General features: G+C 40.7%; 16 protein-coding genes and 1 pseudogene. 3 read left to right on the forward strand and 14 right to left on the reverse strand.

The window, feature by feature from the left end; all coding sequences use genetic code 11:
* Positions 1-126: 126 nt before the first annotated feature.
* The 5 genes and pseudogenes from aspA to H9631_RS15410 all read right to left on the reverse strand — a co-directional run bounded on the left by aspA (position 127) and on the right by H9631_RS15410 (position 7,009).
* Positions 127-1,539 carry an aspartate ammonia-lyase gene (aspA, locus tag H9631_RS15390; RefSeq protein WP_225221082.1) on the reverse strand — a complete coding sequence of 471 codons (1,413 nt, stop codon included), beginning with the start codon at positions 1,537-1,539 and terminating at the stop codon, positions 127-129.
* Between the two features lie 509 nt (positions 1,540-2,048).
* Positions 2,049-3,392: pseudogene (locus H9631_RS15395) on the reverse strand (MATE family efflux transporter).
* Between the two features lie 313 nt (positions 3,393-3,705).
* On the reverse strand, positions 3,706-5,460 hold the full coding sequence (locus H9631_RS15400; protein ID WP_191814328.1) for a sensor histidine kinase: 1,755 nt from the start codon (positions 5,458-5,460) through the stop codon (positions 3,706-3,708).
* A complete protein-coding gene (locus H9631_RS15405; RefSeq protein ID WP_191814331.1) occupies positions 5,457-6,170 on the reverse strand; it encodes a response regulator transcription factor in 714 nt (237 codons plus the stop codon). Before H9631_RS15405 ends, H9631_RS15400 begins: the two co-directional genes overlap by 4 nt.
* Before the next feature lie 74 nt (positions 6,171-6,244).
* A complete protein-coding gene (locus H9631_RS15410) occupies positions 6,245-7,009 on the reverse strand; it encodes a YqeB family protein (RefSeq protein WP_191814333.1) in 765 nt (254 codons plus the stop codon).
* Positions 7,010-7,195: 186 nt separating this feature from the next.
* Between H9631_RS15410 and H9631_RS15415 the strand changes: the two genes are divergently transcribed.
* Positions 7,196-8,392 (forward strand): DUF418 domain-containing protein, encoded by a 1,197-nt coding sequence (locus tag H9631_RS15415; RefSeq protein ID WP_191814334.1) that lies wholly within the window; start codon positions 7,196-7,198, stop codon positions 8,390-8,392.
* Positions 8,393-8,598: 206 nt separating this feature from the next.
* On the opposite strand, the gene H9631_RS15420 is transcribed toward H9631_RS15415, so the two are convergent.
* The gene (locus tag H9631_RS15420; protein ID WP_449727656.1) at positions 8,599-9,147 is read right to left on the reverse strand and encodes a superoxide dismutase family protein; all 549 of its coding nucleotides are present in this window, start codon (positions 9,145-9,147) and stop codon (positions 8,599-8,601) included.
* Between the two features lie 195 nt (positions 9,148-9,342).
* Here H9631_RS15420 and H9631_RS15425 point away from each other — a divergent pair, with 195 nt between their 5' ends.
* Together H9631_RS15425 and lipA are read left to right on the forward strand one after the other, a co-directional pair.
* Positions 9,343-10,188 carry a lipoate--protein ligase family protein gene (locus tag H9631_RS15425; protein WP_191814337.1) on the forward strand — a complete coding sequence of 282 codons (846 nt, stop codon included), beginning with the start codon at positions 9,343-9,345 and terminating at the stop codon, positions 10,186-10,188.
* Positions 10,175-11,119 (forward strand): lipoyl synthase, encoded by a 945-nt coding sequence (gene lipA, locus H9631_RS15430; RefSeq protein ID WP_191814339.1) that lies wholly within the window; start codon positions 10,175-10,177, stop codon positions 11,117-11,119. The genes H9631_RS15425 and lipA overlap by 14 nt, the downstream gene beginning before the upstream one ends.
* Positions 11,120-11,321: 202 nt before the next feature.
* Here lipA and H9631_RS15435 read toward each other — a convergent pair whose 3' ends face one another.
* From H9631_RS15435 to H9631_RS15470, 8 genes are all read right to left on the reverse strand, one after another.
* Positions 11,322-11,927, reverse strand: a complete 606-nt coding sequence (locus tag H9631_RS15435) for a hypothetical protein (protein ID WP_191814341.1) — start codon at positions 11,925-11,927, stop codon at positions 11,322-11,324.
* Between the two features lies 1 nt (position 11,928).
* Entirely contained in the window at positions 11,929-12,552 is a 624-nt protein-coding gene (locus H9631_RS15440; protein ID WP_191814343.1) for a phosphate starvation-inducible protein PhoH, read from the reverse strand.
* 6 nt (positions 12,553-12,558) lie between these two features.
* The gene (locus H9631_RS15445) at positions 12,559-13,308 is read right to left on the reverse strand and encodes an ABC transporter ATP-binding protein (RefSeq protein ID WP_191814345.1); all 750 of its coding nucleotides are present in this window, start codon (positions 13,306-13,308) and stop codon (positions 12,559-12,561) included.
* Between the two features lie 25 nt (positions 13,309-13,333).
* Complete coding sequence (locus tag H9631_RS15450; RefSeq protein WP_191814347.1) at positions 13,334-14,863, reverse strand: ABC transporter permease subunit; 1,530 nt, start codon at positions 14,861-14,863, stop codon at positions 13,334-13,336.
* On the reverse strand, positions 14,860-15,840 hold the full coding sequence (locus H9631_RS15455) for an ABC transporter permease (protein ID WP_191814349.1): 981 nt from the start codon (positions 15,838-15,840) through the stop codon (positions 14,860-14,862). Before H9631_RS15455 ends, H9631_RS15450 begins: the two co-directional genes overlap by 4 nt.
* On the reverse strand, positions 15,830-17,443 hold the full coding sequence (locus H9631_RS15460; RefSeq protein WP_191814351.1) for an ABC transporter substrate-binding protein: 1,614 nt from the start codon (positions 17,441-17,443) through the stop codon (positions 15,830-15,832). Before H9631_RS15460 ends, H9631_RS15455 begins: the two co-directional genes overlap by 11 nt.
* A 236-nt stretch (positions 17,444-17,679) precedes the next feature.
* Positions 17,680-18,573, reverse strand: coding sequence for a LysR family transcriptional regulator (locus H9631_RS15465; RefSeq protein WP_191814353.1), 894 nt, complete (start codon positions 18,571-18,573; stop codon positions 17,680-17,682).
* 320 nt (positions 18,574-18,893) lie between these two features.
* Positions 18,894-20,099, reverse strand: coding sequence for a cytochrome P450 (locus H9631_RS15470; protein ID WP_191814355.1), 1,206 nt, complete (start codon positions 20,097-20,099; stop codon positions 18,894-18,896).
* Positions 20,100-20,118: the final 19 nt, after the last annotated feature.

Genomic DNA, 20,118 nt, shown 5'->3' on the forward strand with positions numbered 1-20,118 from the left:
AAGTATAAAAGAATTGGATGTTTGCGTGTGTTTTTTTGTGCAAATTGTGTGGTAACCCCAACATTTAGTATAGAGCCAATAAAAAAAAGAACCTCACAGCCAAAACTGGAGGTTCCCATTTCTTCATTATTTTTTCAATAAAGCCGCACCGGCGATTCCCGGGTTGGTCATTTCAAATGGATCTAAAATTTGATCCAGCTCTTCCGCAGTCAATACACCGAGTTCAAGGCAAAGCTCTCGGACAGAACGCCCGGTTTCGATAGCTTCCCGTGCGATAGCCGCTGCAGCCTCATAGCCAATATGTGGGTTAACCGCAGTAATGATACCTACACTTGATTCTACGTAATGTTTCATTCTTTCTTCGTTGGCAGTAATGCCCGATACGCAGTATTCAGTGAACACTCTGAAACCGTTGGTCATTACCGTGATGGAGTCCATCAAATTATAGACTAGAACCGGACCCATAACATTCAATTCAAATTGACCTGCTTCTGATGCAAGGCTTACAGTTTGATCATTTCCAATGACTTGGAAAGCGATTTGATTGATAAGTTCAGCCATGACCGGATTCACTTTTCCAGGCATGATGGAAGAACCCGGTTGTCTTGCAGGAAGATTTAGTTCCGCAAGTCCCGCTCTCGGCCCTGACGCCATAAATCTGAGATCATTTGCAATTTTGGACATGTTTGTCATGCAGATTTTCAATGCTGCAGATACCTCTGTATAGGCATCTGTATTTTGCGTTGCATCGACCAGATTCTCCGCTGCCTGCATTGGCAATCCGCTAATATCTCCAAGATACTCAACAGCCAGTTTGATATACTTGGGATCAGCGTTTAAACCTGACCCAACCGCAGTTGCTCCTAGGTTCACTTCATAAAGTCCCTCTTTTGAGCGACGAATACGTTTGATATCTCTTCCTATGACCCGGCTGTATGCACCGAATTCCTGGCCAAGGCGGATAGGAACAGCATCCTGAAGATGTGTTCTTCCCATTTTTACAACATGGTCAAATTCTTTCTGTTTCGCTTCAAAGGTGGTCTGCATGTTTTCCATGACTGAAAGTAATCCGTCAAGAACATTCAGCACTGCCACATGGATAGCTGTTGGAACACTATCATTTGTTGATTGAGCCATATTCACATGAGAGTTAGGGCTGATAGAGGCATAGTCGCCTTTCTTTTTACCCAGCAATTCAAGTGCCCTGTTGGCGATTACTTCGTTGGCGTTCATATTCATCGATGTACCGGCTCCGCCTTGAATCGGATCCACAATAAATTGATCGTGCAGCTTCCCTTCAATGATCTCCTGAGAAGCCTCAACAATTACCTGCCCGATTTCACCTGACAGCAACCCTACTTCAGTATTTGCCATGGCTGCAGCTTTTTTAACGACGGCCAATGCTTTAATCAGCTCTTCATGAAGCTTGTTGCCCGTAATTGGAAAGTTTTCTACAGCCCTGAGCGTTTGAATCCCGTAATAAGCATCGACGGGTACCTCTTTTGTTCCTAAAAAGTCTTTTTCCTCTCGCGTTTCCATGACTGACGCTCCCATTCTTTTCCGTCCCCCATCTGGTATCCTTTTTTAACTGCATTAAAAGTTTACCCGGATCAGTTTTTCAAAATCCGGGCTTTCATAGAATATTTATAGTTCCATATTACATCGTTATACAGCATTTGGAAACAGTAAGTTTTCAAAATTTAATTTTCGTCTAAATTTTCTGCCATATAAACAAAAGCGCCGGCGCCGCTTCAACGACGTACAGACTGGGCTAAAATGTGGCGAGCGACAAGTGCTGGCCGCCGAGTGTTACCAGTCCTTTGCGTCGGAACCAATGTTAACTTTTCTGAAGAGGATCTGCTAGTTGATAGGCTCTGGAGCTGGACACAGCACAATCTGATAAAAAAGTTACGCGCAAACATTAAGAACGGGGGAATAAAAGCCTTTACATTCAGCTTATGAAAACAATCAACATAAATACAGGAAGGGTGACAAAATCGACGAAGTTTTAGCTCAGAATGCCTGGAACAATCGTTCCCAGAAAAAATTCATGAGGTCGTTTCGTTAAATAATTCTCTTTCTCGCCATTTACCAAATCGGTAATAGGTAAACGCAAGAATACTACTGATGACAAAGCTTGCGGCAATGCCGACGCCAATGCCTTTCTCACCTATTAATTGCGCGAAAATAAACGTAAGCGGATAACGCAGGACCCAGAAAGAAATAATATTAAGCACAAGCACCTGGAACATGGCACCTGATGCCCGAACGACTCCGTTCCATACGAAGTTAAGACCAAGGAACGGATAGAAAAAAGCGATGATTCTCACGTAATTTGTACCAAAGGCAACCGCTCCTTCATCTGAAATAAACATGCGGATACCCCATCTGGCAAAAATAAAAATGAACATTGCTGCCAAAAACATTGCCGCCAGGTTCAAAAGTAAGGCATACACTGTGATCTGCCTTACCCGATCCCATTGTTTGACGGCAATATTCTGACCTGCCATACTATTAACCGCCGTCCCAAGTGCATGTGCTGGTAGCATGATAATGCTGTCCAGACGCTGTGCTACTCCGAAACCAGCCACTGCATCAGAACCGAATGAAGTGACAACACTCATAATCGCTGCAAGTCCCGCAGAAATTACCATCATTTGAAGACCCGAAGGAATCCCCTGCTTCAAAATAATGGATGCTTCTTCTCTTTTCGGAAATTTGGGAATGGAAAAGGGGATCTGCTTGAATCGAATGCTCACGATCAAACCGTAAAAGAAAGCTACTCCCTGCGCGACAATTGTTGCATAAGCCGCTCCTTAGATTCCCCAATCAAAGACATAAATAAACAAAGGGTCGAGAACCCCATTTAAAATAACGGCTATCAAAACAAATCGGACAGGTGTTTTACTGTTTCCAAGCGCTCTGAAAACAGTTGAGATAAAGTTATAACCGAACAAAAATGCTATTCCAAGAAAGTTGATCTGCAAATAACTAACAGCCTCCGCAATCATTGAGGAAGGAGTGCCTAAGAACTCAAGAATATCCTTTGCAAAAATAATCCCTGCAATACCAAGAGCGATAGCCATACCGCTTAAAATCGCAACAAATGCATTGACAAAACTTCTCAGCCTGGCCTCGTCGTCCTTTCCTTTAAGCTGAGAAAGAACTGTCAGCGTCGCATTATTTACCCCAATGATAAAAGAAAGAACAGTAAAAATAACCGTGCTCGAAATCGCTACAGCCCCAAGAGCATTGGCTCCAAGCAAATTCCCAACCCATAGACTGTCAATAAATTGATAAGAAGTCTGAAGAAGATTAGTAATTAAAATAGGGAGCGAAAAAGCAAGGAGCTGCTTTCCAATCGGCCCGGCGGTAAAATCCTGCTGTTTCATTGTAGATATCCTTTCTATGAACAAAGGTACTCCTCACATTATATATGCAGAGTGAAAGAGAAAGCATGAATTTGACTTATTGTTTCTAATCAAACGTTTGATGGAAAAATTGTCTGGAACAAAGGGATGGAGGCCGGAAGCCATCCACTCCCATCGGGGAGCGGCTTTCCCGGAATCGGCAGGCTTTAATCAAATGATTGATGAAGGAGCAAAACACTACAGCTTATTGACACGAACAGAATTGAAAGCGTCAGATTGTAGCATTCCTACACTAGCCTCACCTTCATAAATGATCCGACAAGAGCACTGCCAGTCATGCAGTGCTCCCCTCCTTTGCCAATCCGTCATCCAAAGGGAGTACAATCGTTATGCTCGTCCCTTTCCCAACCTCGGATGCCACTGCTATATCTCCATCATGTAACTCGACAATCGCTTTGGCTATACTCATCCCTAAGCCGAGCCCATCTGTCTTTTCACTCGTATTTGTGCCGCGATAATAACGATTGAATAGGTTTTGAACAGCTTCTTCATCCATACCAATTCCGTTATCTTCAATCTGGATATTCACTGCTTCGTCCGTTCCGAGAATCCTCACGACAATGTCCGTATTCGGCGGGTTATGCTTGATGGCATTATTCATCAGATTATCCAGTACTCTCGTAAACCATTTTGTATCCAAAGTTATATAGAGAGGTTCCGCAAACCCGAAAAACTCAAAGGAATAAGCTGAAAGCGTATAGTCTTCCTTAAATTTACCTATCGCTTTCTGTACAAAGTGATTGACCTCAATAGTGTTCTTCTTCAAGGTAACGCCTCTATTCTTAAGCTGAAAAACCAAAGAAAAGTCATTGACCAGCTGCAACATGTACTCACCTTTTGTCCTGATTACTTTTCCAATTTCCTCAAGTTCTGCAGCCGAAAAATTGTATTTACTACTTTCCAGCATATGACCGTACCCTTGGATCGATGAAAGCGGTGTGCGCAAATCATGGGAAATTCCCGCCATCCACTCTGCTCGGCTTCGTTCAAGTATCTCTCTCTCCCGTTCAGCGTGATCCAATTTTTCAGCCATCAAGTAAAAGGATTGAAATACTTCTTGATATAAACGATAACGATGCCGGGTGTTCCCCTGTTTCTTAAACACTTTTTTCTTCTCTTTTTCTGTGAAAACTTCACCATAGTTCCCTTTACCCATCCGCTCTAGCCAATTGGCAAACAACAACAAAGGGCGACCGTAACGATAACCATTCCATACTGAGATGAGAACCGTAAAGAATAAGCTTGTCAGAATCGCAATCAACAGCATCTGTGTTCCCTTAGAAAAAGGCCAGGCAAGTGACCGACTTTCTTTTTTGGGCAAATAAAGCAGCCAGGAGCTGTCGGTTTCAGAATCATTATAGACTTTCACTTCGGTCGGATACTTACCCGGCTCATAAATCCGCTCGATGATATCCAGTTGTCTGACGTTTTCCTCGTGTTCTGTACCAATCGTTTGGACTAGCTCACCCTTTTTATAAATCTGGACATAGCCGTCTAGTTCCTGTAATTTTTTTTCGAGGCCAGGCAAGCGGTTTTTATCTGCAAGCCCTTGATGATGATATGACTCAAACCACTCCTTCAACATGTGAGCATCATGATCCTGAATGCCGAAAAGAAAGTAATATTTTCCGTTAAACCATGAATCATATTCAGGATAGATACGGTAATCTCCTAATTCCCTCGTTTCCTCGATCCGCAAAAGCTCATTAAGCGTATAGGATTGCTTCAACGATTTCGGCACATGTTCATTGTAAATCACATCGCCATTCTGATTGATGACTTGCATCCACATTTTATTTTCAGCCATCAATTTAGACCATTTCTTATCAAGCTCCATTTCATCATCCTCAATTACACTGACCGTTGGAATCGTTTCGACGAGGCCGGTAACCGTATTCGTATCTAATTCTTCCCGGATCAGCAAATTGGTGACAACAAAAAATAAGAAGAGAAAAAAGAAAAAGGCAAACACGAATAAAATGACCAACTGTATGAAAAAATGGAAAGTGATTCTTCTTTGTAGTTTCATGCTTGTTTGTCCTTCACCATTTTATAGCCCAGACCCCGAACAGTGCAGAGAAAAACCGGCTGCCCAGGATCAGGCTCAATTCGCTCACGGATTCGGCGTATATGGACCATTACTGTATTATCATCAGCCATATGATCATATCCCCACACTGCCGTAAACAGCTGTTCTTTTGACAGAACCTGGTTCGGATGTTTGCAAAAGTAAAGCAATAGTAAAAACACCTGGGCTGGACAAGGCACTAATGCTCCTTCAACAAACAGTTCTCCTGTTTCTTCATCCAAAACAAATCGTCCAAAGTCATACCTTTTTTTATTTTTAATGAGTGGCTTTTGCCGTTCATTACGGTTTCTTCGCAGCTGTGCTTTCAATCTCGCAACAATTTCCAACGGGTTAAAAGGTTTCGTTACATAATCATCCCCACCTTGTTCAAACCCTGTTAAAATATCAAAATCTGTTACTTTCGCTGTTAAAAATAAAATAAAGGCATCCGTATATTCACGAATCTTCTTACATAGCTCAAAGCCGTTACTGTCAGGCAGCATGACATCCAATATAATAAAATCAATCGCTTCCTGCCGAATGATTTCCATGGCCTCCCTGCCATTTTCCGCTTTAAAAATATGCAGAAATCCTTCTTTCCTCAAAACCATTTCAACCATTTGCAAAATGGCATATTCATCGTCGACCAATAAAATTTGGCATTGTTCCATAAAATCACCCTTATAAAAACAATAAAAGATTGTTCACTAGTTTCTTAATCCAATATCTATTGTATCCTCCTCTTTCAATGTGTCACAACCCTATCATTTATGCAGGCTCCAAGCCTATTTTCTGCCAGCTGTCCATCATTTCCCACGACAAAGCGCCAATATTGTTTTGTCCCTTTTGTCCGGACAATGATGTTCAAATCTGCCAGCTCTTTCCGCAGCTTCGCAGCCTCCTCCTCATCCTTATCTTCTAAAGCTTTTTTACGCACATTCAAAAGCGCATGAGCGGCTTTGGAAATATCTTTTTCACCAGGAGTCCAGAGCTGAAATTGTACCTCAAACGGATCTCCACCCTGCTCCCACGGGTATTGATGGAAAACAAAAGCATCTTCCACAATGTTTTCCTTAAGATGATGAGGCTCACGCAATAATTCATGTCCATTGCAGGCTAAGATGACCAATTCATCCCCATCCAAAAAAACATGTTGCACGTCCGCTTTTGATATTTTATACGTTCGCTTGTCTTTGTATAGAACGATTTCCTGATCGGAAATGTCGGCACATAAAACCTTATCGATTAATAGAAAAGCGATCAAAAGCCCAATGCCAGCTCCAGCCCCTGCCAATACGATGGTCATCCATTCTCCTAATAGTGGTTGGATTTTAAGGAGGTGCTTATGCAGGACTTCTAGCAAACGTTGATATGGAATCCAGGAAAGCCCCAATACCCATTCCGACATGCCAACAGCAAAATAACCACAAATAAAACCGATTAACGCAAAGCCGGAAAATAGGATCGCTTTTACTTTTTTCGTAGGCCCCAAGAAAGTAGAAGACTCCATAGGATCACTCCTTCTTTAAGCTTTATAACATTCCGATTGATATGCTTATAAGCTAACACTGTAACCTTACAGGCTGTTGAACGGAATACGCTAAGAATTAAGGTTCCCGTAAGGTTTTAATTTCAGTGACGTTAAGCTTCCCGCTCTATGCTGATTCATAAGCATAAAGTAAAGGAGTTTCCAATCATGAAAAACAGGACAAATCGTGTACATGCAATTGATGGAATAAGGGGTTTCAGCCTCTTAGGGATTTTACTGGCCAATATGCTGATTTTCCAATACGGATTATGGGGGAAAGATGAATTGGAAGCTTTCTCTGTGTCTGCAGCAGATTCTTTTTTTTACGATTTTCTTAAAATTTTTGTTGAAGAAAGTTTTATCCCCATTTTCACCTTTCTGTTCGGCTATTCTATGATAATGATGAAAGAAAGCTTAGAAGGCAAAGGTTTAAAAGTAAAACGGCATTTTGTACGCAGATCGATTTTTTTACTCGTAATCGGCTGGGTGCATAGTAGCTATTTATGGGAAGGGGATATTTTATTCTTTTACGGCCTGATGGGATTCTTTCTTTTATTTTTCTTAAAACGGAAGGCAACGACCATTCTGGTCTGGGGGGTGCTATTATCAGCACTATGGGCTTTACTTTTAATAATTGGTACCATTGTCAATACAGACAGTGCTGATTTAGTCGATCCCAAGAAGCTTGATACTTATATTGAAGAAACTAAGGTAGTTTATGGAAGCGGCACTTATCTGGACATCATGCATCACCGGAATCATGAAGATCCCTTGGAGGAAGAAGCCTACGTCCTATATGCCGGTTTATTGGTCCCCTTCTTTACAGCCCCCATGTTTTTGTTCGGTATGTATGCGGCCAAGAAAAAAGTCTTCCTCGACCCATTGCGAGAACAAAGACGCAACCGGCTGTGGGCTACATGTTTCATTCCATTAGGGCTTGGGTTCAAATCAATCGGACAAATTATACCAGCAAGTGACTGGGCGGAGGTGTTCAGCCTTTTGGGCGGTCCCCTTCTTTCACTAGGTTATATATTTGCGATGGCTTATGTCTATGGACAAACAGTAGGCAGTCCTCTGCTCAGACTGTTTGAAAATGTTGGTAAATTATCAATGACAAACTACTTATTACAGACCGTCATTTGCACAACGATCTTTTATGGTTATGGACTTGGACAATTCGGAAAGATGGGTGTAGGAGCTGGAATCATTTTAGCACTCGCCATTTATGGCCTGCAGCTGTGCCTAAGCCATTATTACTTAAAACATTACCGTTTTGGTCCAATAGAAAAATTAAATCGAATCTGGATGTACTTATCCCTAAATGGACGGCCAAAAGGAAAAAAAACGGAAGCCAAAACTGCTTGAATGAACAATGACTGAAGCAGTCAATTTTTTAGACCTCGTATCCGGCAGGTAGATAGCTACAAAAACAAGGCGGTCTATAGAGGCCGATTGAGGGAAGCTGCACAATAATTTAAAACCCAAGAATGTTAAATTCACACCATTCTTGGGTTCTAATTTACTTTTCAAGCTATGCTATTTTCGGGCAGTCTATATCAACAAAACATGGATTAATTTCCCTTTTTCACAATCTCCCCGCACACAATCCTGTCGCCCGCATTTCCCGCTGGATCTGTCACATAATCGTCCTCACCGGCGTGAATGACGAGGGCACTTCCGTCCTTGTCCAGCAGGGAGTTTGGCTTACCGCGTTCCAAGGTGACGTCAGCAGTCTTGATTACCGCATCTACCTTTCCTTCAGCCGTTACTTCCAGATTCGGCAGATCTCCAGCATGATACCCCTTAGGATTATGGAATCCATGTTCCTTGTGACCTGGGTTAAAATGCGCACCTGCAGACTGAAAGTCAGGCGGTGTACATTTTCCGATTTCATGAAGATGGATTGCCATCTTCCCCGGCTCCAGTCCTTCTGCTCTCACATGAATAGCCACACCTTTTGAGTTCTCAGAGAGCTCCGCTTCTCCAACTTTTTCACCTTCAGCATTAATCAAAGGAATATTGATCGGTGTTTCCGCGTTGACCGGTGCCGCCTCCTTCTGTTTCCCTGGTTCGACAATGTCTTTATTACTACTGCATGCACCTACAATAAACAGCAACATAATAGTTGGACCAATTAATTTCTTCAATATAGCTACCTCCATTTAAAAAGTTATTACCTGTATTTACCACCCTCCCTTGATTTATACTTTTTCCCCGTATCCTTTCTATCCTTCAAGCCTGTCGGCTTTACTTATATACCAGGGTTCGTTAAGATAAAATCAATATTTCATTGTATTCCTGTAGGAGTTGGTCAAATGATTGATACATGGGGTTTATTGCATTCAGGCCACGATGATGCCGCAGTCAATATGGCCATGGACGAAGCATTACTGAACTGGCACAGTGAAGGGAAGATTCCTCCTATTCTCCGTTTTTACGGATGGTCTACCCCAACACTTTCCATTGGACATTTTCAAAAAGTCGACCGGACGATTGACTTTGGAGGAGTAAAGAAGCATGGTTGCCAATTTGTCCGACGCCAGACAGGCGGAAGCGCTGTCTTGCATGACGATGAACTGACTTACAGTGTAATTGTTTCAGAATCCAAGTCTTATATTTCCCAATCAATACGGGAAGCGTACTTTGAATTGTCAAAAGGGATTATGGAAGGCTTCAAACAATTGGAAATTGAAGCAGACTACTCCATCCCCAAAGAGCGATTCACGGATCGGACAGCTGTCTGCTTTGAAAGGCCATCAGACTATGAGATGCTGGTAGATGGCAAGAAAATTTCAGGACATGCCCAAACAAGGAAAAAGGGTGTTCTGTTACAGCACGGCTCCATTCCTTTCACCATGAATAAACAGATGCTTTTTGACCTTTTCTTTTTCTCAGATGAAGAGACAAGGGAAAAGAAGCGTTCTGCTTTTTCAAAAAAAGCGATAACTATCAACGAGACATCCAATCAGCCTGTCACTTACGAAATGGCTGAAAAAGCTTTTCAAAAAGGGTTTGAAAAGGGTTTAAATCTTGAGCTGGTTCCATTTAAGCTGTCAGAGGAACAGTGGAACGAAGTACACGAACTGGCCGAAACAAAATACCGTTCAGATGATTGGAATTTATATTATCGAAAGAGAGTGTTAGCTGATGGCAAAAAATGATGAATACATAAGAAAACCCGATTGGCTGAAAATCAAGATTAACACGAATGAATCATACACTGGCTTGAAAAAATTGATGCGTAACAAGAGTCTAAATACGGTTTGTGAGGAAGCTCGCTGCCCGAATATCCATGAATGCTGGAGCGAGCGAAAAACAGCCACCTTCATGATCTTGGGAGATACTTGTACAAGAGGCTGTCGTTTTTGCGCTGTCAAAACGGGACTTCCAACGGAGCTGGATTGGGGAGAGCCTGCACGTGTAGCGGAATCAGTTGAAATCATGGGATTGAAGCATGTTGTGGTCACCGCTGTAGCTAGGGATGATTTAAAAGATGGGGGAGCTGCCGTTTTTGCGGAAACAGTAAGACGAATCCGCGAGGGAAATCCGGGTTGTACGATCGAAATCCTTCCATCCGATATGAAAGGTGATTACGAGAGCCTCTCTACACTAATGTCTAGTGCTCCTGATATTTTCAACCACAACATCGAAACAGTCAGGCGCCTGACCCGTCGGGTTCGCGCACGTGCCATGTACGACCGTTCTTTGACACTGCTGAAGAGGGTAAAAGAAATTTCTCCAAATACACCGACGAAATCGAGTATCATGGTTGGACTCGGGGAAACGAAAGAAGAAATCATTGAAACAATGGATGATTTGCTTGCACACGACGTAGACATCATGACAATTGGCCAGTATCTACAGCCTACGAAAAAACATTTAAAAGTTGAGCGCTATTATCACCCAGACGAGTTTGAAGAACTAAAACAAATCGCTTTGTCCAAAGGCTTCAGTCACTGTGAGGCCGGCCCCCTTGTCCGCTCATCTTATCACGCTGACGAACAGGTCAACGCCACCTCAGCCCAAAAAAGAATCAATTATATGAAGGGCTACGAAGAGCAGGAGAAAAAAGAAGTCGACTTTACCTTTTAAATCAAACCGCATTCCCATTGGTGGGAATGCGGTTTTTTCAACTATCTCTAATTTAATGCGCCTTAACGTATTTACTCCCAAATTGTATCTAGCCCTGCTCAATAAATTTCCGCTGAAAATCTGTGGCCTCTATTCAGCAGGGTTTAACCCCTAATGGCTGGAATACAAATATACATTCAGCTCACTACTAACAGAGGTAAAGTTAAATTTCCCCGAACGCTAGCCAAGGTAAGAATCCTTTTAAAAATCTTTCTGTTGCAGGCATAAAATACGATCCATAATGATAATCGGGATCCAACGTAGTCACAATGAATGTCCCTTTGGTACTTACCTTATCAATATAAAATATAGACCCGCCATCCTCCATAGAAATGAGCGTTTCCGTATTTTCAGGCGGCCAAAAGACCCCGTGCTGATGCCAAGTCGCGTCTTTCAATGTAATATAATCGAATAAACTAGCATCCGGTTTCTCCAACACTAGACCACTCTTCGCGTCTTTATCTAACCACCACCAAAAATTCGTTTCACGATATTCCCAATTTTGATTTGGTAGCCATTGTACAGGCTGTGGACCAAAAGCGACCACAATACCACCGTCATTTGCGAAATCTATGATTTTTTCTTTGTTTTTCTCCAAAAGCTTCAAATGAAGTTGAGATGGAACAAGTAAAACGTCAATCTGCTCCAATGACGCCTGATGGAATTGAGGCAAGTAAAAATAGTCTATAAAAAATTGGCTGAATTCTGATTCAATATATGTCCGGTGATGGTGTGAGCTTCCTCCATTCAATACAGCAATTCGTCTCATTTTACTTATGCCCCTCCTGAAGTGATACGTATTCCCTCTCAACCCATTCCATCAATTGAGGTTTAATTCTTCCTGTCGTACAGTCTGGATCATTGTACTTAAATAAATCATTCCCAGCATGAACTAAAATCGTTCCTTTTGTGCTCACACGATCAATATAAGTAATGGGAATATCACCGCGAAGTGTCAGAATGACTTCTGCCCCATCCGGAACAGGATGATGGCCTCTTGCAAAAAAGCCTGATACTCCTCTTTTATATGTCATATGATCCGGTTCAACTCCGGAAAAAATGGGATGTTGCAGTTTATTTTCAACCTCATAATCACGATGTGTCTGAACCTTTCTGGCAACAAAATTAGAAACTCCTGGCAGCCAAGACAAATATAGATTCCCGCTGAAAATTACAATTTTCCTTTGATTTAGAAATTGCTCAATGATGTTTCGATGCTCCATCAAATAGCGTTGATCAACAAAACTATCAATCGCCACAGACTTATATGGAGATAAATCAATATCCTTTAAATCGTATACATCAATTTCTGATACCGTATGTTGTAATTCTTCTCTCGTCAATCGATGCTCACCAAAAACAGCTCCCGATTGAATAAACAGTACAGTCTTCATACCTATTCAAACTCCCTTTTGAAAGTTCCTATAATCACACGCCTGTATTAGTTGCCTTGTATACTCTGTTTGCGGTGCAGATAAAACTTGCTTTGCTGCTCCCTGTTCGACTACTTGTCCTTTTCTGAGGACCAGTATTTTGCTTGCAAAGTCTTTGATTGTTTGAATTCGGTGCGTTATATACAAGATGGAGAACTTTGTTTCACGTTTTATTTCCTTCAATAGTTCGATCATATTTTCTTCCGTTCTCGGGTCCAAAGATGCAGTAATTTCATCCGCGATTAAAAGCTTAGGCTGTAAAGCTAATGTTCGGGCAATGGCAATACGCTGTTTCTGACCTCCAGAACATTCCCTTGTTGTACTAGATAACAAACGATCTGGTAGATAAACCAGCTCTAAATTACGCTGAACTATTTTTCTTGCTTCATCTTTCGGCACCTTTTTTATTCGCAGCGGCTCCATTAATAATTGTTCAACTGTCCACAAAGGGTTGAGAGATCGATCTGGATTTTGAAAAATATATTGGATTTGTTGGCGGTGATGTTTTGACAGCTTCTTGTCTTCCCAAAACATTTCACCGCCAGTAGCCTGCTGTAATCCAACAATCAGTTCTGCAATCGTTGATTTTCCGGAACCTGATTCTCCAATCAATGCCATAATATCGTTAGCTGGAATGATAAAGGAAACTTCATCCACTGCATGAACTTCTGACCTTTTTGAACAATATGTTTTTGATAATTTATCAACCCTTAGCATAACAACGACCTTCCTTTATGAACGATCACGCAAATACCTCATGTCTGACTATTTGTCCATCCTCTAATTCAACGAGCTCATCCGAAATGTACATAGCAATATCAACATCATGTGTAATAAATAATAAGGTACTATCATTTTCACGTGCTTTCGCCACCATCAACTCGATCATTTCCCGTTTAATGATCGGATCCAGTCCACTTGTTGATTCATCTGCAATGACCAACCTAGGCCGATGGATAAAAGCAAGAGCGATCATGACACGGTTCAACATTCCCCCGCTGCATTCATGTGGCAGTTTATGTATGATGGTCCTAGGAAGCTGTACTTCCTCCAGTGCTTTTACAACTAATTCTTTCTTTTGCTTCGTAGATAATGATGAATCCAGTACCTCAAAAAACTGATGCCCAATAGATAAAACCGGATTAAGCGCCGTGCTAGGGTCTTGATAGATAAACGCCAGATCTTTCCAATAAGTAAGCGTAGCTTGTTCTGCTGGATTATATAGCTGTATTTGTTGAACGAATGCTAATCCTGTCACCTGTTCACGATCCATTAATCCATAAATCGTTTTTCCGAGAGTCGTTTTGCCAGAACCGGACTGGCCAATAATCGTAACGATTTTGTTATAGCCCACCGATAAATCTATATCTCGTAAAATCATATTTTCACCATAATGAACTGAGAGCTGATGTAATTCAATGATATGTTGCTGGGAAGGCTGAACTGCTGCTATTACCCCACTGCCTTCCTTCTTCTTTATCCGTGCTCCAAGCGGCTTGACCTCTCCAATTAAAACCACTGCAATGGTCAAGAAAATAAGCAGGACAATTGGCGGTACGAGAACCCACTGCCAAGCATTCGTAAAAAACACTGTATTTTTGCTAAATCCTTCATGTAGCATTTTTCCCCACGTAATTACGTTGGGGTCGCCAAGCCCTAAGAAAGACAGCCCCGCTTCTGTTAAAATGGCTGATCGAAAACTAAGGATAAATTTAGTTTTAATTAACGGCTTTAAATGCGGAATGATATGTTTTCGCAAAACATATAATGAGCTTCCTCCATAAAGACGTGAAGCTTTGACAAACTCCCTTTCTTTTAATGTTAAAGTAGAGGCCCGAATAATCCGCATATATGGCGCCCAGGTTAGTAATCCTAAGACAATAATTAATTGCGGCAAACTGCTGCTAGTAAATGATGTAATAATAATGATTAATAATAATGAAGGCAAAACGATCAATATATTGCCTAGACCATTAATGAATGGATCCAAAGTACGACTGTAGCCCGCTATTACACCTAGTGAAGCACTCAAAAATGTGCTTAATAGCGCAACGGCAAAACCAATTAATAATGTCGTTCTCGCGCCGTAAATTAATTGTGTAAAAACATCTTGACCTAAATGATTCGTTCCAAGGAGATGGGTAAACGATGGTACAGCATATACCTCTTGGTCGAATGAAAAAGGTGAATACGGTAAAAATGGTGGGATCAGTAATGCGCCCAGTGAAAAAATAGCAATATATAAATAACCAATCTTTGCTGAACGCGTCATTCCTCTGCCCCACTCTTCATTCTAGGATCTAATCTGACATACATAACATCCGCGATAGCATTAAACAATAAAACGATAATCGTGAACACGAAAAATAGGCCATGCATTAAGGGATAATCTCTTGCCATGATGGCTTCTTGTAATAACCTGCCAATCCCAGGATAAGAAAAAACGGTCTCCACAAATACAGCACCGGTGAATAATGTCGAAAGGCGAATCATTATAAGCGTGAAAACCGGCAGGATAGCTGCTTTCCCTAGATGAGTCAATAAGATTCTTTTTCGGGAAATTCCTTTTACTTTAGCAAATTCAATAAAAGGCTCTCTTAATATTTCAATGGCTGAATTTCTCATCATTAGATAGACGCTCGCAATATTAACCACAACTAATGTAATAATGGGTAAAGTTGCATGATACATACGGTCTATTACCATATGCCACCAAGTAGCATCCCTTAAAAACGGTGTTTGAGCCCCGCTTAGTGGAAACCACTGAACTTGCACAGCAAGTAATAATAGTAATACCAAACCTATTAAAAATTCTGGTATAGCACTAATGGTGAGTACTGCATATAAAAGAGATTGTTCCATTTTTCTACCATTCCACCAGCCAGCTAGCAGCCCGGCAATGATTCCGATAATCGTTGAAATAACCGATGCGATACCAACGATTAAGAGAGTATTTGGTAAATAGGAGATGAGGAGATCCCGCACTGGAGCTTTATAAATAAACGAAATACCAAAGTCGAAAGTAAAAACACCTTTCACATAATGAAGAAATTGTACTGTTGTAGACTCATTTAATTGGTAATATTCCAAAATAGCATTGCGTTGCGCTTCCGTCACAATTGCCCCGCTATCACTACCCTCGATATAATCTAATGGCCCCCCAGGCAAAAGCCTGGGGAGCAAAAAGTTCAAACAAATCACAATGACTAATACTGCACCATATGTTCGTATAGAGGATTTAGTCAGCATTGATGAAAGCCGCCTTATTTTCCCAAAGCGGAATACCGTCTGCAATTCCGCCAGCTGTATTAAACCAGCCATCGAATTGCTGTGCATCATAAATGAAATAGAATGGACGGTGATATAAAACTAAAGTCGGAAGCTCGTCAGCTAAAATATCTTGCATTTGATCGATGACTACTTTTCTGTCCTTTTCATCTAAAATCCCGAGTTGCTTATCTGCTAACTTATGGAACTCTTTATTTTTAAAGCTTTTTCCTCTAGCAGCATATGCATTGCTTGCTTCACCAGTAAACCATAAACGTAAGAAATCAGGGTCACCACTTAATCCGATATGACCTGTAATAGCCATATCATAATTATTTTCCCCTAGTGCTGTTGTAAACGTTGCTTGGTCTACTTGTTGAATATTCAGCTCCACACCAATCTTTTTCAACATTTCCTGCATTAATTGAGACTCAGATGAGGTGTCAGAGACCATGACATTTAACTTCAAATCTTCACGAATTCCCTTGGAATTTTTCTTATAGCCCAGCTCATCTAACATACGTTCAGCTTTTTCAAGATTATAATCATACTGTTTTACATCTTTGTTATACCATGCAGAATCTGGAGGAACGATACCCGCACTACCGACAATTGGCTCACCGCCACCTGTCGCTTTCTCTGCCAAAGTCTCACGATCTAAAGCGTAAGCAAGTGCTTGACGTAATCGTTTATCACCTAATTGATCATGCTCCAAGTTAAAGACAATCCGAACCGCACTTCCTGTCGGTTCACTTTTAATCACATCAAAACCTTTTTCTTTCATTTCTTCTACATCAGAATACATGAATGTCATCCCCGCATTAATCTCATCGTTTTGTAATGAAAGCACACGGTTCTCAACATTTAAGTACTGGACTTCTTTGACAGCAACTGTACCTTTGAAAAAGTTCTCATTTGGTAAGAACAGATAGTTTCCGTCTTTTTCGTCATAATGGTCTAACACAAATGGCCCAGATCCAATCACCGCATCTTTTTCAGTGTACTCAAGCGGCTGATCGACTTTTTCCCAAATATGCTTTGGTAGAATCGGTAAAATACCCGCTACTTCTGTAATGAACGGCGAATATGCCTCTTTCAACGTAACTTCTACTGAGTAATCATCCAGTTTCTTTACAGACTTAACGTAACTGATATCGGCATTCCACGGAAATGGATTCTTTGCAAAATAATCAAATGTAAATACAACATCATCTGCTGTCAGTGGCTTTCCATCATGAAAAGAAACATCTTTTTCCAATTGGAACTCATATGTTAAACCATCATCAGAAACGTTCCACTCTTTCGCTAACCAGGGAATGATGCCTGTATCGTCCTTCCACGTCAATGTGTCGAATAAGAAGTTATTATGTAAGAATCCACCTGGTCCTGCTGATGAAAATGTGAAAGGTGATGGATATCCATTATTACTCCATCCAATTTTAATCGTTGGCAATTCATCGCCAGTCTCTTTCACTTCATTGCTTGCCTTCTTTTTATTTGCGCCAGCCGTTTCACTTGAATTCACCCCACATCCAGTGATAATCAGCAAAATACTTATAAATAAAAACATAAGTGTTTTTTTCATTCTTAGCTCTCCTTATCATGTTTTACATTCATTGCTGTAAAAAAGATTACCACAATTGATAATGACTTTCATTATCACCTAAATTCCCAAATTGTAAAAAATGCTTTGAACACAACACTTTTTTAAGTTTATAAAATTTATTAAGTGATCTATTCAATTTATTAATAAAAAGCTATCTCGTTTTTCCAACGATAAAAAAGCTTCTCTTTGGTGGAGAGAAGGCTTCAAACAATAGTTTAAATTGTATCTGCTGCCAGGCTGGTCATTATATTTTGGCAAAATAAATGTTCACTTTTCGTTAAATCAACGTTATTTTGAATAACAAGCCCATTTTGACGTTTAATATTGATTGAAGAAACTGGTAGTGTACAAAGTTCGCCTTTTCTGATCTCTTGAGCCACAGCGGTATAAGGTAAAAAGGCAATTCCAAGGCCTGCTTTGACCGACATTTTAATCATTTCAAAATCGCCCATTTGTGAATAACGAAGTTGAATATTCTTCTCATATAACGATTGAATAATCAATCTCTTTAAAAACAAGCTTTGTGGCACTAGTAACGTTTCACTTTGTAAATCACGAGGATATATGATTTTACGGCTGTGCCAGTCATGGCTTGGCGGAAACACTAAAACAAACTCATCTTCAAATAAATAAGATATGGAACATTGCTGAACTATTTCTTTATCTTCAGGATAAATTGGCATAATTGCAAAGTTTGCTTTTTTTTCTTGGAAAGACCGCTTCAATTCACTATAACAACAAATATTTATATTCAACTTGCTAGAAGGACTCAGATGATGCAATTGCGTATACTGATTCGAAAAATAATATCGAGCAATATAATTGCTCATATAAATAGAAAGAACATCCCCCTCTTCAAGCTGTCTAATATGATGCTCTGCCTTCTCAATCAATCCGTTCATTTCTTTGGCATACTGTAAAAGGGCTTCTCCTTGTTTCGTAAGTTTTACAGCTTTTCCTGTCCGATTGATTAAAGTTGTTTTAAAATGTTGTTCCAATTGATGTATATGATTACTGATTGTCGGCTGAGAGCAATACAACCTTTTAGCTGCTTCTGTAAAAGATTCACTCTCTGAAAGCACGACAAAGGATTTCAATTTCTCTAACATATGAGACACCTCGATCATTGCAATGATAAAGTTTTTTGATAGTGATAATCATTATCAATTATATCATATTACTACTAGAGAAACTGGTCCATTTACTTCCAAATTGGTGGTCCTCTTTCAGTTTTATTTGGGCCTTCTGACTTAAAAAGGCTTCTCCCCTGCACTTTTGACAAATAGCAGGAGAGAAGGCCTTCAATCATTTGTTTTATATTAAATTCGCCTTGGCGTATTTACGCCCTATTGAGCTTAAGCCCGATAAAATCTGTGGCATCCGGAGACTTCCACTTTATTCAGCCGGGTTTAAACCCCACTGAATGAAGTTAAAAAATAATGGGGAGTTTCTTTAATGACCTAAATCCTACAAGTTTTCGCCATTGCAACTCATCCAGAGCTATTTTAAAATCTGGGATACGCTGTATTAGTACGGAAATGGCCATTTGAGCTTCTATTCTTGCCAGTGAGGCCCCTAGACAAAAGTGAACGCCATAACCAAAGGAAAGATGCGGATTCGGATTCCGTGTAACATCCAGTACATGGGCGCGATCAAACCTGCTCGGATCCCGATTGGCAGCCCCCAGAAAGATATATACATGTTCACCCTTCTTAATCGTTGCTCCATTAATCTGCAAGTCTTCTGAAGCTATCCGTGCTGTCATCTGGGTCGGGCTTTCATAACGGAGAAATTCCTCGACCGCTGTTTCAATCAGCTCCGGATTTTCCTTCAGCATGATGAATTGCTCCGGATGGTTCTCCAAAGCCAGTATTGCATTGCTAATCAGATTTACAGTGGTTTCATGCCCCGCAATGACTAATAAAATGCAGGTGGCCAATAGTTCCTCTTCGGTCAATTTGTCTCCCTGCTGTTCTTCCTTGATTAACAGGCTAATGAGATCATTTTGAGGAAGGCTTTTCCTTTCTTTGATCAATCTCTTAAAATAAGCAAGCAGCTTGACAGTCCATTCATTACCACTTTCCAAAACACGTCTTGTTCGAGTGAAATCAATAGTTTGCAGTAAGCCAGCGGACCATTCTCTAAATTGATACCGCTCCGCAGCTGGAACTCCCAATATTTTGGCAATGATCAGGCTGGTCAAAGGAAAAGCAAAATCTGAAACGATGTCCATTTCTCTCTTTGCCTCTGCCTGAAGAATCAAATCATTGACCGTTTCAACGATAAATGGTCTATATTCTTCCATCTTTTTCGGTGTAAAGGCCTTGCCAACTATCCCCCGAATACGCCGATGGTCCACTTGATTTTTAAAAAGCAGCATATTATTTTGAATGTCTTTCAGGTGACCATATTTCTTTGTAGCAAAAGGCAACGGGATTCTGTTTTGAAATCTCGTGTCCAGAAGAATCTCTTTTGCTTCTTCATATCCAGTGACATACCATCCAGGATATTTGAAGGATTTGACCTGATAGACTGGATGAACGGAACGCATCCTATCATAAAAAGGATAAGGATCTTCCAAAAACTCGTTAGAGGTGAGTGAGATTGACATAGACTGATTTGATTGCATAACCATATTTTCCTTCCTTTTCAAT

Origin of the sequence: Bacillus norwichensis (genome assembly GCF_014836955.1) — a bacterium.
GTDB classification, from domain to species: Bacteria; Bacillota; Bacilli; order Bacillales; family Bacillaceae_C; genus Siminovitchia; species Siminovitchia norwichensis.

Bases quoted from the DNA above. Each gene is read 5' to 3' on its own strand.
- aspA (WP_225221082.1), bottom strand. From the start codon at position 1,539: ATGGAAACGCGAGAGGAAAAAGACTTTTTAGGAACAAAAGAGGTACCC.
- H9631_RS15400 (WP_191814328.1), bottom strand. From the start codon at position 5,460: ATGAAACTACAAAGAAGAATCACTTTCCATTTTTTCATACAGTTGGTC.
- H9631_RS15405 (WP_191814331.1), bottom strand. From the start codon at position 6,170: ATGGAACAATGCCAAATTTTATTGGTCGACGATGAATATGCCATTTTG.
- H9631_RS15410 (WP_191814333.1), bottom strand. From the start codon at position 7,009: ATGGAGTCTTCTACTTTCTTGGGGCCTACGAAAAAAGTAAAAGCGATC.
- H9631_RS15415 (WP_191814334.1), top strand. From the start codon at position 7,196: ATGAAAAACAGGACAAATCGTGTACATGCAATTGATGGAATAAGGGGT.
- H9631_RS15420 (WP_449727656.1), bottom strand. From the start codon at position 9,147: ATGTTGCTGTTTATTGTAGGTGCATGCAGTAGTAATAAAGACATTGTC.
- H9631_RS15425 (WP_191814337.1), top strand. From the start codon at position 9,343: ATGATTGATACATGGGGTTTATTGCATTCAGGCCACGATGATGCCGCA.
- lipA (WP_191814339.1), top strand. From the start codon at position 10,175: ATGGCAAAAAATGATGAATACATAAGAAAACCCGATTGGCTGAAAATC.
- H9631_RS15435 (WP_191814341.1), bottom strand. From the start codon at position 11,927: ATGAGACGAATTGCTGTATTGAATGGAGGAAGCTCACACCATCACCGG.
- H9631_RS15440 (WP_191814343.1), bottom strand. From the start codon at position 12,552: ATGAAGACTGTACTGTTTATTCAATCGGGAGCTGTTTTTGGTGAGCAT.
- H9631_RS15445 (WP_191814345.1), bottom strand. From the start codon at position 13,308: ATGCTAAGGGTTGATAAATTATCAAAAACATATTGTTCAAAAAGGTCA.
- H9631_RS15450 (WP_191814347.1), bottom strand. From the start codon at position 14,863: ATGACGCGTTCAGCAAAGATTGGTTATTTATATATTGCTATTTTTTCA.
- H9631_RS15455 (WP_191814349.1), bottom strand. From the start codon at position 15,840: ATGCTGACTAAATCCTCTATACGAACATATGGTGCAGTATTAGTCATT.
- H9631_RS15460 (WP_191814351.1), bottom strand. From the start codon at position 17,443: ATGAAAAAAACACTTATGTTTTTATTTATAAGTATTTTGCTGATTATC.
- H9631_RS15465 (WP_191814353.1), bottom strand. From the start codon at position 18,573: ATGTTAGAGAAATTGAAATCCTTTGTCGTGCTTTCAGAGAGTGAATCT.
- H9631_RS15470 (WP_191814355.1), bottom strand. From the start codon at position 20,099: ATGGTTATGCAATCAAATCAGTCTATGTCAATCTCACTCACCTCTAAC.